Raw genomic sequence first — 13,585 nt, forward strand, 5'->3', positions numbered from 1 at the left:
CGGTCAAGCCTGGACGACGCAGGTCACCGCCAGGTGAACGCAGCGTGCGCCAGGCCCGTGACGGTCCTCACAGCCCGATGCGCTTGCTGATGACCTCGTTCATGATCTCGTCTGTGCCGCCGCCGATGCGCAGGATCCGCGCGTCGCGGTAGTGCCGCTCGACCTCGCTCTCGCGCATGTAGCCGAGGCCACCGAACAGCTGCACGGCCTCGTCGACGACGTGGTCGCAGGCCGCACAGGCGGTGTTCTTCGCCATCGACACCTCGGTGACGGCGTCCCCGGTCGTGAGCCAGGCGTCGTACGCCGCCCGCGTCGCGACCCGCGCCGCCCAGGTCTGGCGGGCCATCTCGGCCAGCTTGTGGCGGACGACCTGGCGCGCGGCCAGCGGCTTGCCGAAGGTGTGCCGGTCCTTCACCCAGGCGAGGGTGAGGTCGAGGCAGCGCTGCGCGGTGGCGACGGCTTGCGTCGCGAGGGCGAGCCGCTCGGTCTGGAACTGCATCATGATCTGCAGGAAGCCGGTGCCCTCGGCGCCGACGAGGTTGGCCGTCGGCACCCGGCAGTCGGAGAAGGACAGCTCGGCGGTGTCGCTGCAGCGCCAGCCCATCTTGTCCAGGGGCCCGCTGACCGTGAAGCCGGGCGTGCCCTTGTCGATGACGAGCAGCGAGATCCCGGCGTGCCCGTCACCGCCGGTGCGGACCGCGGTCGTGACGAAGTCCGCCCGCACCCCGCTGGTGATGTAGGTCTTGGAACCGTTGACGACGTAGGAGTCGCCGTCGCGGACGGCGCGGGTCCGGATGCCCGCGACGTCGGAGCCGCCGTCGGGCTCGGTGACGCCGAGAGCCCCGATGAGCTCGCCGCGCAGGGTCGGGCGGACGTAGCGCTCGATGAGGTCGGCGTTGCCGCTCTTGGCCATGTGGGGCACCGCGATGCCGTGGGTGAACAGCGATGCGAGCACGCCGGTCGAGCCGCCCCCGACGACGACCTGCTCGGCGACGATGGCCGCGTCGATGGAGTCGCCGCCCTGTCCGCCGACCGCCTCGTCGAAGCCGATCCCGAGCAGCCCGGCATCGGCGAAGGTGCGGTGCAGCTCGCGCGGCAGCAGGCCGTCGCGCTCCCACTCGGCCATGTGCGGCGCGACGTGGTCGGCGACGACCTTCGCGGCGAGGTCGCGCAGCGCGAGCCGCTCGGGCGTCTCCCAGTCGACGCTCATGCGCGCTTGTCCCGACCCGGCCCGGGCGGGCCGGCGAAGACCTGCGCGACGTCGAGCCAGTCGTCGGCGACCGGCCCGGTCACGACCAGGGCCGTGTCCTCGCGGTGCCGCCGCTGCGTGACCAGCAGGCAGAAGTCCAGCGCTGGGCCGGCGACGACGTCGGTCACGTCGGGGTCACCGAAGCTCCAGGTCCCCCCGTCGGGGGCGGTCAGCTCGACGCGGACGTCACCGGGCGGCACCGGCAGGCCGCGGTTGGCGTAGGCGAAGCTGCGGGTGCGGAAGCCCAGGTGGGCGATGTGCCGGAGCCGGGCTGTCGGCAACCGCTCCGCGCCGAGCCCGTCGACGACGTCCTGGCCGTGCGCCCAGTACTCCATCAGCCGTGCCGTGACGAAGGACGCCGGGCTCATCGGCGGGCCGTACCAGGGCACCTTGGTCGCGGGGTCGAGCGGCGCGAAGGCGTCGACCATCGCGTCGAAGCCCTGCTGCCACTCGGCGAGGAAGACCTCCGGCGCCGTGCCGCGCCGGCTCGTGACCTGGCCCTGGATGAAGCCGTCGATGTCGGCGCCGACCGACGGGAGCAGCGCGAGGAAGCCGTCGGGGTCGGTCACGGCGCGGACTGCCTCGACGTCGCTGCCCGCCAGGTGCGCGAGCGAGTCGCGCACGTCCCAGCCGTCAGCCGGGGTCGGCGCGGACAGGTCCGCGCCGGTGACGACCCTGGCGAGGTCGGCCTGCTCCGCGCGCAGGTCGTCGAGCAGCGGTCGGTGGTCGGTCGCCACGGGACCTCCTGTCGGGGATGTGAACGGTCGCTCACAGCGAGGCTAGTGTGCGGGGAGTGAGCACAGTCAGCCCGGTGAGTCCCCGGCGCGAGCTGCTCCTGAGGGCTGCGGCGGCGCTGTTTGCGCACCGCGGCTACCACGCCGTGGGCATCGACGACATCGGCGCCGCAGCGGGCATCACCGGACCGGGGGTCTACCGGCACTTCGCCTCGAAGCAGGCCCTCCTCGAGACACTCGTCGACCGCACCATGGACCGGATGCTCGACAGCGCACATGGGGCTGATCGGATCTCGGACCTGGTCGACCTGCACGTCGAGCTCGTCGTCGGGGAGCGCGCCCTGGTCGGCGTGTGGGTTCGAGAGCAAGGTGCCCTCGGCGACCAGGTCAGGCGATCGCTACGGAGGCGGATGCGTCTCTACGAGGGGTTGTGGGGAGCCGCGCTGGCTCCGGAGCGCCCTGAGCTGACGTCAGCGGAGCTCTCCCTGACAGTGGGAGCCGCTCTGGCGATGCTCAACACCACCTCGCTCATCGAGTCGTCCCTGCCACCCGAGCAGCGCGCTGCTGTCCTGCGCCGCATCACCCTGGCGGCGCTGCTCCCGGCCTGATCCGCAGCACGTCGGCGTAGCTGGCGTACAGCTGCTCCACGGGCAGAGCCCGATCGAGCAGGTAGCCCTGGCCCAGCTCGCAGCCGAGCTCGTGCAAGCGGTCCTGCTGCGCAGCAGTCTCGATGCCCTCCCCGACAGTGGACAGCCCCAGGCTCGTCGCAACGCCCAGGACAGCCGCCACGATCGCCTCGTCGACCGGGTCCTGCCCGAGCCCGGCCACGAAGCTCTGGTCGACCTTGACCGTCGAGGCGGGGAACAGCTTGAGGTGGTTCAGCGAGCTGAAACCGGTCCCGAAGTCGTCGATGGCCAGTCGCAGGCCCATGTCGTGGAGCTCCCGCAGGACGCGCGCCACGGAGTCGTCGACGAGCAGCGCGGACTCGGTCACCTCGAGCTCGAGCTGGTCCGGGCGGATGCCCGAGGAGCTCAAGGTCTCGGCCACCTGCCTGACGAAGCCGGGGACCGAGAGCTGTCGAGGGCTGATGTTGACCGCGAACCGCGGCGGTGTCCTACCGGGCCAGTTCGCCAGCGTGGAGCAGACCTGCTCCAGGACCCACCAGCCCAGACCAGCGACCAGGCCGCTCTCCTCGACGCCGTCGATGAACTGGGCAGCCGTGAGCAGGCCGCGGGTGGGGTGCGCCCATCGCACCAACGCCTCTACGGCGACCAGCTCCCCCGTCGCCAGCGAGACCTCTGGTTGGTAGTGGACCTCGAACTCGTGCTCCACCAGAGCGGTCCGCAACTCGGTGTGCAGCAGGAGCTGCTGCGGAGGGGCGGTGCGCAGCGAGTCGTTGAAGACCTCGTACCTCGCCTTGCCATGCCGCTTCGCCGCGTAGAGGGCGAGGTCGGCGTTCGCGACGGCCTCCTCCGTGGAGGTCGACCCCTCCGACGCGCACACGGCGACGCCCAGGCTGACGGAAGGGACATAGACCTTGGTCCCGAGGATGAGCGGCGACGAGACGCGTTCGAGCAGCCGCGCGGCCAGCTCGCCGGCCTTGACGGGGTCGTGCAGCCCGGGGCAGACGATCGCGAACTCATCGCCCCCGAAGCGGGAGACGGTGTCGGTCGGGCGGACCACCTCATGCATCCGCGCAGCCACCACCCGGAGCAACTGGTCCCCCGCGTCGTGCCCCAGCGTGTCGTTGACCAGCTTGAGGTTGTCCACATCGAGGAACATCGTGGTGACAGCCTCCGGTCGGAGGAGGGCGGCCTCGAGCCGCTCGAGCAGCAGCCTGCGGTTGGCCAAGCCGGTGAGGGCGTCGTGCTGCGCCAGGTGCACGAGCTGCAGCTCGCTGGCCTTGCGCTCGATGGCGTAGCGCACTGAGCGCGCCAGCAGCTGGGGCTCAAGTTCGCGCTTCGGAAGGTAGTCCTGGGCACCGTGCCGCAGCGCCTCCGAGCTCAGCACGTCGTCGTCACGCCGGGTCAGGACGACGACCGGGATCTCCGGCCCAGCTGCGACGACGAGGCGCAGACCGTCGAGCCCATCGGCGTCGAGCACCCCCAGGTCCAGCAGGACGCAATCGACGTGGTGCCGCGCCAAGTAGGCCTGCGCCTCCTTGATCCGCTCGACCCGCTCCACCAGCCAGTCGACCCCCGCCTCACGGAGCAGCTCGACGACCAGGCGTCCATCGGCAGCGCTGTCCTCCACCATCAGCAGGCTGAGCCTGGTCCGCACAGCGCCGTGACGGCGGTCCTGCAACAGCTCCGGGCTACGCGTCGGAGAGGGCACGTGCAGACCTGTGTCACCGCCGCGGACGGCGACGAGTACTGGTCGACGGGGGGTGCCCTGATCGGGGCAGGTCATGCGGGGAGCTCCACTGAGAAGGTGCTCCCACTCGGGCCGGAGTCCACCCAGATGCGGCCGCCCTGTCGCTCGACGAGCCGCCTGCAGATCGCGAGACCGATACCGCTGCCCGGGTAGCGCTCTCGGCTGTGCAACCTCTTGAACGGCTGGAAGATCCGGTCGAAGTGCTCGGGCTCGATGCCCACTCCGTTGTCGCTGACCCGGAAGATCACTGTCCCGGGGCTGCACTCAGCCTCGATCCGCACGTGGGGTACGACGCCGGGCTGTACGAACTTCAGCGCGTTGACCGCGAGGTTGTGGAGCACCTGGGTGAGCACGAGGCGGTTGGCCACGAGCTCCCGCGGGAGCTCCCCCGTCGACACGAGGGCGCCCGATGTCGCCGTGCTGCCGAGGCCAGCGATGACGTCAGCAACGAGGCGCCGGCAGTCGAGCAGCTCCTGAGGTAGCTCACCGCGCCCCGCCCTGGCGAAGTCCAGCAGGTCGTCGAGCAACTGCTGCATGCGTTGGGCCGAGTCGATGATGAACTCGCAGAACTCGGCCTCCTCGTTGGTCCTGGTGCGCCGAGCGAGCCGCTCCGCGAAGCCCTTGATGACGTTGACGGGCTCAGACAGGTCGTGCGAGACCAGGTAGAGCAGCTCCTCCAGGTCCTGCTCCACCGCAGCGAGCCGGTCAGCCTCCCTCGACGGCGGGGGCACGGCTCGAGACGGCGCGGGGGGCGCGACGGGGGCCGGCATCCTCGCGGGGAAGATCTCGCGCAGCGCCTGGATCATGGCCTCCGGCGCCAGACCCTTCTGGAGGTAGGCGTCGGCCCCAGCCTCGAGGACCTGCGACTCCATGGCTGCTCGGTCGAAGCCGGAGAGGATCACCACGCGCACATCGGGCAGTGCCTCGCGGAGCAGGGGCATCGCCTCGAGCCCGTCCATCACCGGCATGGCGAGGTCGAGCAGGACCAGATCCGGTACCAGCTGACGGGCCAGCTCGAGCGCCGCCAGACCGTCGCCCGCCTCGCCCACGACCACGAAGCCGGTGCCCTCGAGCGCGAGGCGCATGAGCATCCTGAGTGTGGGGGTGTCGTCGACGAGCAGGGTGGTGACCCCGTCCTCTGCGGAGCGCGGAGGGAGCGAGTCCACGACCTGAGCCGTCATGGCTTCCTCAACAGGGCGGGGCGCGACCTGCGCAGCTCCCCGGCCTCGAAGTCCGGTCGCTCTGTCACCTCGCCGAGCAGCTCGGTGATCAGCCCCCGCGCCGAAGCGAGGGTGGACTCGAGGGCCTCCCGGGTCACGGCCGTCTGGTCGAGCTCGAGGGCCAGCTTGGCCGTCGCCAGTCCCTGCACGATCCCGTCGTTGATCTCGAGCGCCTGCCGCTGCCGCTCCCGAAGGTCCTCGAACAGCTTCGCCCCGCTCATGAGCGCGCCGTAACTCCGGCGCAGCGTCCAGTAGTAGATACCGACAGCGGCGGTGAACAGGTCCCAGGCCACGGTCGCGGGGTCGAAGGCCTGGCGCATGCCGAGCCCGCTCGACGTCGCGAGCCCGAGCGCTGGGAGCAGCGCGTGCACGGCGTGCCCACCGTGCACGACGGCACAAGTGAAGAAGATCAGGGCGGTCGCCGTGCCGAGCCGGTTGGCCTTGACCTGCTTCTCCCGGATCAACGGGACGATGATGGCCGCGACGATGGCGAAGTACGCGACCATCGTCACGATGTTGGCCGCGGCACCGATGCGCCAGCCCATAGCGGACTCCCCTCATCGGCCGGTCGGCGGACAGCATGACCCCCCTTGCGGCCGATCGCAGCACCCGTGGCGAAAGACCATCACAACTGGTCATGCGCCCTTGGCCCGCTCGCGCCACCCTTGCGGCGAGGAGGGGATCCCCGACGGCTACGCACGCCACGCACCTGCTGATGTTCGCGCTGCCGCTCGTCGTCTTCGCGGGCCTGCTCTGGCTGGAGTGGCGGCGCACGAGCGACCGCGTGCGACCCGCGAGGTCCACGCCTGCCCTCATCATGGCGACCAGCAGCGCGGGTGCCGGTGGCGTGCACGCCGTCGTTGTGGGGCCGCACGCCGACCACGCCTGGCTGCTCGGTGTCTTCTTCCTCAGCCTCGCCGTGGCACAGCTCGTGCTCGCCCTGGCGCTCCTGGGCCCTGTGCGACCGCGGGTCGTGCTGGGCTGCGTCGGGCTGAACGCCGGTGTCGTCGCGCTGTGGGTGTGGACCCGCGCCGTCGGTGTGCCCTGGGGGGTCGGCGGTGACCACCGAGAGGCCATCGGTGCTCTCGACCTCGTCGCCACGGGCCTCGAGGCGGGCTGCGTGGTTGCAGGGGTCCTGTTGCTCTACAGAGCGACCGGGGGCTCCCCCTCCCTGGAGGACGTGCCCGCGTCGAAGTGGGAGACGTCGACGGTGAGGAACAGCCCACCACCTCGGAAGGTCAGCTCCCCACCAGGACCGCGGCCCTCGCAGGAGACGAACAGCTTGCGACCCTCGAAGCTGTCCACCTTCGCGACCAGGTCGTAGCGCACCCCTACGAGCACCGGCTTGAGGTACTCGACCTCGAGCTTGCGTGTCACTGCTGGCTTGCGCACGACAAAGAGGAGGAAGCCGCACACGTCGTCGACGAGCGCAGCGACCGTGCCACCGTGCGCGATCCCGGGAGCCCCGGAGTGCTTCGGTCCGACCTCGGGTAGTGCGGCGGCAAGGTGCCCAGGGACTCGCTCCACCTGACCGAGGCTTTCGGCAAGCCGATCGGCTCGTTCCAGCACAGCCGCTTCGCCCTCGCCGAGATGGCTGGCCATGCTCAACGGCACGCCATACCTCGACCCCGCCGTCGCCCCCGACCGCGTGGCGGCGCTCCTCCGCACCATGGTGCTCTCGGCTCTCCTGGCCCGGCGCGTCCCACGCTGACGACGTGCGGGTGAGCGTCAGGCGCTGCGACCAGTCTGCCTGGGGTCGTCTGCGAGCACGGCGTGTGCGTGCATGTCGTGCCACCCGTCAAGGTGCAGGGCCCGCGAGCGCTTCGTGCCCTCCTCGAGGAAACCGGTCCTGACGGCCACCCTGCACGACGCGACGTTGGCCGTCGAGTGGTTGAGCTCCAGCCGGTGCAGACCGAGCTCGTCGAAGGCCCAGTCAACGACGGCGAGCAGAGCTGCCACCGCGACGCCCCGACCACGTGCCTCCGGGAGCACCCAGTAGGTGACGCCCGCGCAGGCCTCCGCGAGGCTCATGTCATTCAGCCCGACGCGTCCGAGGACAACGTCAGAACGCGTGATCGCCCAGCTGCCACCGAGGTCTGTCGCCCAGCGCGAACCCTCGTACGCCACCCACTCCTCCGCCTGGTCGTGCGACAACGACCGGCCGTGCCAGCGCTGGATGTCGGGGTCGGCGTACGCACGGACCAGCACTGCGGCATCCGACCGGCTCCATGCCCGCAAGGTGGTGCCACCGGCCCGCAGGCGCGGTTGTGGTCGCCGGGACAGCGCTCCTTCGCCGAGGGCCGCCACAGGTGCCGCACCGGGCTGCCTCATCTGGCTGCGACCGGCGTTCCCTGGTGGAAGACGAGCAGCCATGCCTCACCCTGTCGCACCCAGACAGAGCTGCGTAGCGCCTGACGTCGGCCGTCGTCGCTGCGGTACGTGACGAGTGCGATGTCGGGTCCGAGCGACCGCGCATCGAGCTCGCTCATCGTGACGTCAACGGGGGCGGTGCTGATCGCGTCCGAGACCGAGTCCCTGTCCCAGATGCGACCAGACGCGCCGAACTCGCGGAAGTCGGTGTGCAGGAGGGCGCGCACGCGCGACGGATCGCTGCGGACCCCGCACGCAGGAGCAGCGCCTCCCGCTCGACCACGAGTCGCAGGTCGTCGCTCATCTGGCGACGATATCGACTGCTCGTCCGATCTTCTTGGCTGGCGACGAGAGGGGTTGGGGACTAGGGGGCTGAGGGGTGCTCGGCGTCGCCGCTGCCGTCGGTGCCCTGGTCGAAGTGCGACAGCTTCACCGACAGGAACAGGGCACGGGCGGTGAAGGCCACTGTCCCGTCGGGGGCCGTGCCGGTGCAGGCGAACCAGTGCTTGCGACCGTCGACGGCCTCGACCCTGCCGCGCACCTCGTAAGGCACGCCGAGCAGGACGGGCGCGCGGTACTCGACCTCGAGGTGACGCGTCACGCCGGCGATGAGGGCGACGTAGAGGCAGAAGCCGAGCAGGTCGTCGCAGACCGTCGCGACCGCACCGCCGTGGGCGATGCCCGGCGCACCACCCTGCCGGCCGGTGAAGACGTGGGTCGTGACGACCTCGTCGCCGTCGCGGTGGACCTCGAGGTGGAAGCCGGCCTCCGCGTCGGGGCCGCAGCCGAGGCAGGTCGGGTAGTGCGGGGGCAACTGCCCCTCGAAGGTCGTCCCGCCGAGCGACCGGAGGTGGTCGCGGACCTTCTCCTCAGACACCGAGCGACCGGCCGACGATCTCCTTCATGATCTCGGTCGTCCCGCCGTAGATGGTCTGGACGCGCGAGTCGATGTAGGCCTTGGCGATGGGGTACTCCATCATGTAGCCGTAGCCGCCGTGCAGCTGCACGCACTGGTCGACGACCCGCTTCTGCAGCTCCGTCGTCCACCACTTCGCCATCGCGGCGTCCTGGACGGTGAAGCGCCCCTCGTTGTGCTCGAGGACCGCCTTCTCGAGGTAGACCTCAGCGATCTCGATCTCGGTGGCCATCTCGGCGAGCACGAAGCGGTTGTGCTGGAAGGAGCCGATCGGCTTGCCGAAGGCCTTGCGCTCCTTGCAGTAGTCGAGGGTCAGGTCGAAGACCTTGCGCGCCGCGCCCACCGCGACGGCCGCGATCGACAGCCGCTCCTGGGGCAGCTTGTCCATGAGGTGGATGAAGCCCTGGCCCTCCTCACCGACCAGGTTGGTGGCGGGCACCCGCACCTCGTCGAAGAACAGCTCGGCGGTGTCCTGCGCCTTCATGCCGACCTTCTCGAGGTTGCGACCGCGCTCGAAGCCCTTCATCCCGCGCTCGACCGCGAGGATCGAGAAGCCGCGAGCCCCCGCCTCCGGGTCGGTCTGGGCCACGACGAGCACCAGGTCGGAGTTGATGCCGTTGGTGATGAAGGTCTTCGACCCGGTCACGATCCAGTCGGAGCCGTCACGGACAGCGCGCGTCGCGATCGCCTGCAGGTCCGAGCCGGTGCCGGGCTCGGACATAGCGATCGCGGTGATGAGCTCGCCGCTGCAGAACTGCGGCAGCCAGCGCTCCTTCTGCTCCTCGGTCGTCAGGTCGTTGAGGTAGGGCGCCACGACGTCGTTGTGCAGCGTGAAGCCCACGCCGCTGCCGCCGACGCGCGTGACCTCGTGGGCGAGCACGACGTTGTAGCGGAAGTCCTTCACGCCGCCGCCGCCGAAGCGCTCCGGCACGTCCATGCCGAGCAGCCCCTGCTTGCCGGCCTCGAGCCACAGCGAGCGGTCGACGATGCCGTCCTTCTCCCACTGCGCGTGGAAGGGCGCGATGTGCTTGTCACAGAAGCTGCGCACCGTGTCGCGGAAGGCGAGGTGCTCCGGGTCGTAGAGGTTCGACTGCATGGCGCTACGTTAGCCGTCGTTCACATGACCCGCGAGGGAGGCCCCGTGCCCGTCCTAGCCGACCGGATCGACCGCCGCTCCCCGGAGGCGGTGGCCAACCGCGCCGCCGCCCTGGCATCGCTGGCCGCCCTCGAGCCGCACCACGAGGCGGCCCGCGGCGGTGGCGGCCCGCGCTCGGTGGAGCGCCACAGGGGTCGCGGCAAGCTGCTCCCCCGCGAGCGGATCGAGCTGCTCGTCGACCAGGACAGCCCCTTCCTCGAGCTGTCACCGCTCGCGGCGTACGGCAGTGCCTTCCCGCTGGGGGCGAGCGTCGTCACCGGCATCGGGGTCGTCGAGGGCACCGAGGTGATGATCGTCGCGAACGACCCGACGGTGCGCGGCGGTGCGAGCAACCCGGTGACCAGCAAGAAGGTCGGCCGCGCGATGGAGGTCGCCCGGGAGAACCGCCTGCCCCTGGTCAACCTCGTCGAGTCCGGCGGCGCGGACCTGCCGACCCAGGCCGAGATCTTCATCCCCGGCGGCGCTCTCTTCCGCAACCTCACGCAGTTCTCCGCCGCGGGCATCCCGACGATCGCGCTGGTCTTCGGCAACTCCACCGCCGGCGGCGCCTACGTCCCCGGCATGTGCGACCACGTCGTCATGGTCGAGGGCCGCGCCAAGGTCTTCCTCGGCGGACCACCCCTGGTGAAGATGGCGACCGGCGAGGAGAGCGACGACGAGTCCCTCGGTGGCGCCGAGATGCACGCCCGCGTCTCCGGCCTCGCCGACCACCTCGCGACCGACGAGCGCGACGCGATCCGCATCGGCCGCGACATCGTGAGGGACCTGCGCCACCGCAAGCTCGGCCCCGGCCCGACGCTGTCCCCCGACGCACCACGGGTCGACGCCGACGGGTTGCTCGACGTCGTCAGCGCCGACCTGCGGGTGCCCTTCGACCCGCGCGACGTCCTTGCCCACGTCGTCGACGGCAGCCGCTTCGACGAGTGGAAGCCGCTCTACGGCTCGTCGCTCGTCACCGGCTGGGCGTCGGTCCACGGCTACCCGGTCGGGGTGCTCGCCAACGCCCGCGGCGTGCTGTTCAACGAGGAGTCGGAGAAGGCCGCGCAGTTCATCCAGCTCGCCAACCGCTCCCACACCCCGCTGGTCTTCCTGCAGAACACCACCGGCTACATGGTGGGGAAGGACTACGAGCAGCGCGGCATCATCAAGGACGGCGCCAAGATGATCAACGCGGTGAGCAACAGCCGCGTCCCCCACCTCACGATCGTCATGGGCGCGTCCTACGGCGCCGGCAACTACGGCATGTGCGGTCGCGCCTACGGCCCGCGCTTCCTCTTCTCCTGGCCCGGCGCGAAGTCCGCGGTGATGGGCCCGGCGCAGCTCGCCGGGGTCCTGTCGATCGTCGGCCGGCAGTCCGCCGAGGCCAAGGGACAGGTGTACGACGAAGCCGGTGACGCGGCGATGCGGGAGCTGGTCGAGGCCCAGATCGAGGCCGAGTCGCTGGCGCTCGCCAACACCGGGCGGGTCTACGACGACGGCATCATCGACCCGCGCGACACCCGCACCGTGCTCGGCCTGTGCCTGTCGGTCGTGCACAACCAGGTCGTACAGGGCACCGACGGCTACGGCGTGTGGAGGCACTGATGCCGGTCATCACCCGGGTGCTCGTCGCCAACCGCGGCGAGATCGCCCGCCGGGTCTTCCGCACCTGCCGCGACCTCGGGCTGTCGACGGTCGCGGTCTTCAGCGACGCCGACGCGGACTCACCCCACGTCCGCGAGGCCGACGCGTCGGTGCGCCTGCCGGGGACCGCACCGTCGGAGACCTACCTGCGCGGCGACCTCGTTATCGCCGCAGCCCTCGCCACCGGCGCCGACGCGGTCCACCCCGGCTACGGCTTCCTGTCCGAGGACGCGGCCTTTGCCCAGGCCGTCGTCGACGCGGGCCTCACCTGGGTCGGCCCGCCACCGGAGGCGGTGCGGCTGATGGGCTCCAAGCTCGGTGCGAAGGCGCTGATGGCCGACGCCGGCGTGCCGTGCCTGCCCGGCGCCGACGTCACCGACCTGCCCGCCGCCGACGTGCAGGCGGCAGCGACCGCCATCGGCTACCCGGTGCTCGTCAAGGCCAGCGCCGGCGGCGGCGGCCGCGGCATGCGGGTCGTGCGCGACGAGGCCGACCTCGTCGACGCGGTCGCGAGCGCGCAGCGCGAGGCCGCCTCGGCCTTCGGCGACGCCACTGTCTTCCTCGAGCGCTACGTCGACAGCCCGCGCCACGTCGAGGTGCAGGTCATGGCGGACACCCACGGCACCGTCGTCGCGCTCTTCGAGCGGGAGTGCTCGATCCAGCGCCGCCACCAGAAGGTCGTCGAGGAGGCCCCCTCCCCCGCCGTCGACGAGGCCCTGCGCGCGCGGCTGTCAGAGGCCGCGGTCGCGGCCGCCAAGGCCGTCGACTACACCGGCGCCGGCACGGTGGAGTTCGTGCTCTCCCCCGACGGCGAGCCGTTCTTCCTGGAGATGAACACCCGCCTGCAGGTCGAGCACCCGGTCACCGAGCTCGTCACCGGCCTCGACCTCGTCGCCCTGCAGCTGCTCGTCGCCGAGGGCCACCCGCTGCCGCCCGAGGCGACCAGCGCGACCCTGTCCGGCCACGCGATCGAGGCCCGCCTCTACGCCGAGGACGCCACCGCCGGGTTCCTCCCCGCCAGCGGCACCCTCCACCGCTTCGACATCCCGGCGACAGCGGGCGTCCGCGTCGACGCCGGCGTGGAGAGCACATCGGTCGTCAGCACCCACTACGACGCGATGCTCGCGAAGGTCGTCGCCCACGGCGCGACCCGCGCGCAGGCCGCGAGCCGGCTCGCCGCGGCGCTGCAGGGCGCCCGTCTGCACGGCGTCACCACCAACCGCGACCTGCTCGTGCGGGTCCTGCGCTCGCCGGACTTCCTGGCCGGTCGCACCGACACCGCCTTCTTCGACCGCCACGACCCATCGGTCCTCGGGGCCGGTCTGCTCGACGACGACGGCCGTGCCCTCCACGCCGTTGCCGCGGTCCTCGCCGCCGTCGCCCACCGCCGCGCCACCGCGACGACGCAGGCCGGGCTGCCGACCCGCTGGCGCAGCCTGCCGAGCGCCCCGGAGACCACGGCCTTCGTCGACGGCCCCGTCGTCGCCTACTCCTTCCCGCGCGGGGGCGTCGAGGTCGACGTCGACGGCCGGCGCCTCGAGGGCGTCACCCTGTGGTCGGCCACCGCCGAGGAGGTCGACCTCGAGGTCGCGGGGGTGCGCCGCCGCTACGCCGTCGCGCGACAGGGCTTCACGGCGTACGTCGACTCCGCCTTGGGCAGCGCCGTGCTCGAGGAGGTCGAGCGCTTCCCGCTGCCCGGCTCGCAGCTGGCCGAGGGCGCGCTGGTCGCCCCCATGCCCGGCAGCGTCGTCCGGGTCGACGCGACCGTCGGCGCCGAGGTTGCCGCCGGGGACGTGCTGGTGGTGCTGGAGGCCATGAAGATGGAGCACGCGGTGCGGGCGAGCGCCGCCGGGACGGTCACCGAGGTGCACGTCGCTGCCGGCGAGCAGGTCGATGCGGGTGCCCTGCTCGCAGTGGTCGCACCGGCCTGACGTACGGTGACGT

Annotated in this window: 13 protein-coding genes; 3 read left to right on the forward strand and 10 right to left on the reverse strand. The window is 71.4% G+C overall.

Features of this window, described 5'->3' with window-relative positions; genetic code table 11:
• Positions 1-67 precede the first annotated feature (67 nt).
• Positions 68-1,210 carry an acyl-CoA dehydrogenase family protein gene (locus Q8R60_19610; protein MDP3714679.1) on the reverse strand — a complete coding sequence of 381 codons (1,143 nt, stop codon included), beginning with the start codon at positions 1,208-1,210 and terminating at the stop codon, positions 68-70.
• Positions 1,207-1,986, reverse strand: coding sequence for a TIGR03084 family metal-binding protein (locus Q8R60_19615; GenBank protein ID MDP3714680.1), 780 nt, complete (start codon positions 1,984-1,986; stop codon positions 1,207-1,209). Before Q8R60_19615 ends, Q8R60_19610 begins: the two co-directional genes overlap by 4 nt.
• Before the next feature lie 74 nt (positions 1,987-2,060).
• On the opposite strand from Q8R60_19615, the gene Q8R60_19620 reads away from it, so the two are divergent.
• Complete coding sequence (locus Q8R60_19620; GenBank protein MDP3714681.1) at positions 2,061-2,591, forward strand: helix-turn-helix domain-containing protein; 531 nt, start codon at positions 2,061-2,063, stop codon at positions 2,589-2,591.
• Here Q8R60_19620 and Q8R60_19625 read toward each other — a convergent pair.
• From Q8R60_19625 to Q8R60_19660, 8 genes are all read right to left on the reverse strand, one after another.
• Entirely contained in the window at positions 2,563-4,236 is a 1,674-nt protein-coding gene (locus Q8R60_19625; protein MDP3714682.1) for an EAL domain-containing protein, read from the reverse strand. The two genes, Q8R60_19620 and Q8R60_19625, sit on opposite strands and share 29 nt — an antisense overlap.
• Positions 4,237-4,388: 152 nt before the next feature.
• Complete coding sequence (locus tag Q8R60_19630) at positions 4,389-5,537, reverse strand: response regulator (protein MDP3714683.1); 1,149 nt, start codon at positions 5,535-5,537, stop codon at positions 4,389-4,391.
• Positions 5,534-6,121: a hypothetical protein gene (locus tag Q8R60_19635; protein MDP3714684.1), complete on the reverse strand. Its 588-nt coding sequence runs from the start codon at positions 6,119-6,121 to the stop codon at positions 5,534-5,536. Before Q8R60_19635 ends, Q8R60_19630 begins: the two co-directional genes overlap by 4 nt.
• A 598-nt stretch (positions 6,122-6,719) precedes the next feature.
• A complete protein-coding gene (locus Q8R60_19640; GenBank protein MDP3714685.1) occupies positions 6,720-7,103 on the reverse strand; it encodes a PaaI family thioesterase in 384 nt (127 codons plus the stop codon).
• A gap of 201 nt (positions 7,104-7,304) precedes the next feature.
• Complete coding sequence (locus Q8R60_19645) at positions 7,305-7,907, reverse strand: GNAT family N-acetyltransferase (GenBank protein ID MDP3714686.1); 603 nt, start codon at positions 7,905-7,907, stop codon at positions 7,305-7,307.
• On the reverse strand, positions 7,904-8,263 hold the full coding sequence (locus tag Q8R60_19650) for a DUF4440 domain-containing protein (protein ID MDP3714687.1): 360 nt from the start codon (positions 8,261-8,263) through the stop codon (positions 7,904-7,906). The genes Q8R60_19645 and Q8R60_19650 overlap by 4 nt, the downstream gene beginning before the upstream one ends.
• Before the next feature lie 47 nt (positions 8,264-8,310).
• Positions 8,311-8,823 carry a PaaI family thioesterase gene (locus Q8R60_19655; GenBank protein MDP3714688.1) on the reverse strand — a complete coding sequence of 171 codons (513 nt, stop codon included), beginning with the start codon at positions 8,821-8,823 and terminating at the stop codon, positions 8,311-8,313.
• Positions 8,816-9,958: an acyl-CoA dehydrogenase family protein gene (locus Q8R60_19660; GenBank protein ID MDP3714689.1), complete on the reverse strand. Its 1,143-nt coding sequence runs from the start codon at positions 9,956-9,958 to the stop codon at positions 8,816-8,818. The genes Q8R60_19655 and Q8R60_19660 overlap by 8 nt, the downstream gene beginning before the upstream one ends.
• Before the next feature lie 24 nt (positions 9,959-9,982).
• Here Q8R60_19660 and Q8R60_19665 point away from each other — a divergent pair, with 24 nt between their 5' ends.
• Positions 9,983-11,602, forward strand: coding sequence for a carboxyl transferase domain-containing protein (locus Q8R60_19665; GenBank protein MDP3714690.1), 1,620 nt, complete (start codon positions 9,983-9,985; stop codon positions 11,600-11,602).
• Positions 11,602-13,572, forward strand: a complete 1,971-nt coding sequence (locus tag Q8R60_19670) for a biotin carboxylase N-terminal domain-containing protein (protein MDP3714691.1) — start codon at positions 11,602-11,604, stop codon at positions 13,570-13,572. Before Q8R60_19665 ends, Q8R60_19670 begins: the two co-directional genes overlap by 1 nt.
• Positions 13,573-13,585 lie beyond the last annotated feature (13 nt).

Source organism: Mycobacteriales bacterium (assembly GCA_030697205.1).
Lineage (GTDB): Bacteria > Actinomycetota > Actinomycetes > Mycobacteriales > SCTD01 > JAUYQP01.

Coding starts and splice junctions, on each gene's coding strand:
- Q8R60_19635 (MDP3714684.1), bottom strand. CDS start 6,121: ATGGGCTGGCGCATCGGTGCCGCGGCCAACATCGTGACGATGGTCGCG.
- Q8R60_19670 (MDP3714691.1), top strand. CDS start 11,602: ATGCCGGTCATCACCCGGGTGCTCGTCGCCAACCGCGGCGAGATCGCC.
- Q8R60_19660 (MDP3714689.1), bottom strand. CDS start 9,958: ATGCAGTCGAACCTCTACGACCCGGAGCACCTCGCCTTCCGCGACACG.
- Q8R60_19645 (MDP3714686.1), bottom strand. CDS start 7,907: ATGAGGCAGCCCGGTGCGGCACCTGTGGCGGCCCTCGGCGAAGGAGCG.
- Q8R60_19665 (MDP3714690.1), top strand. CDS start 9,983: ATGACCCGCGAGGGAGGCCCCGTGCCCGTCCTAGCCGACCGGATCGAC.
- Q8R60_19610 (MDP3714679.1), bottom strand. CDS start 1,210: ATGAGCGTCGACTGGGAGACGCCCGAGCGGCTCGCGCTGCGCGACCTC.
- Q8R60_19630 (MDP3714683.1), bottom strand. CDS start 5,537: ATGACGGCTCAGGTCGTGGACTCGCTCCCTCCGCGCTCCGCAGAGGAC.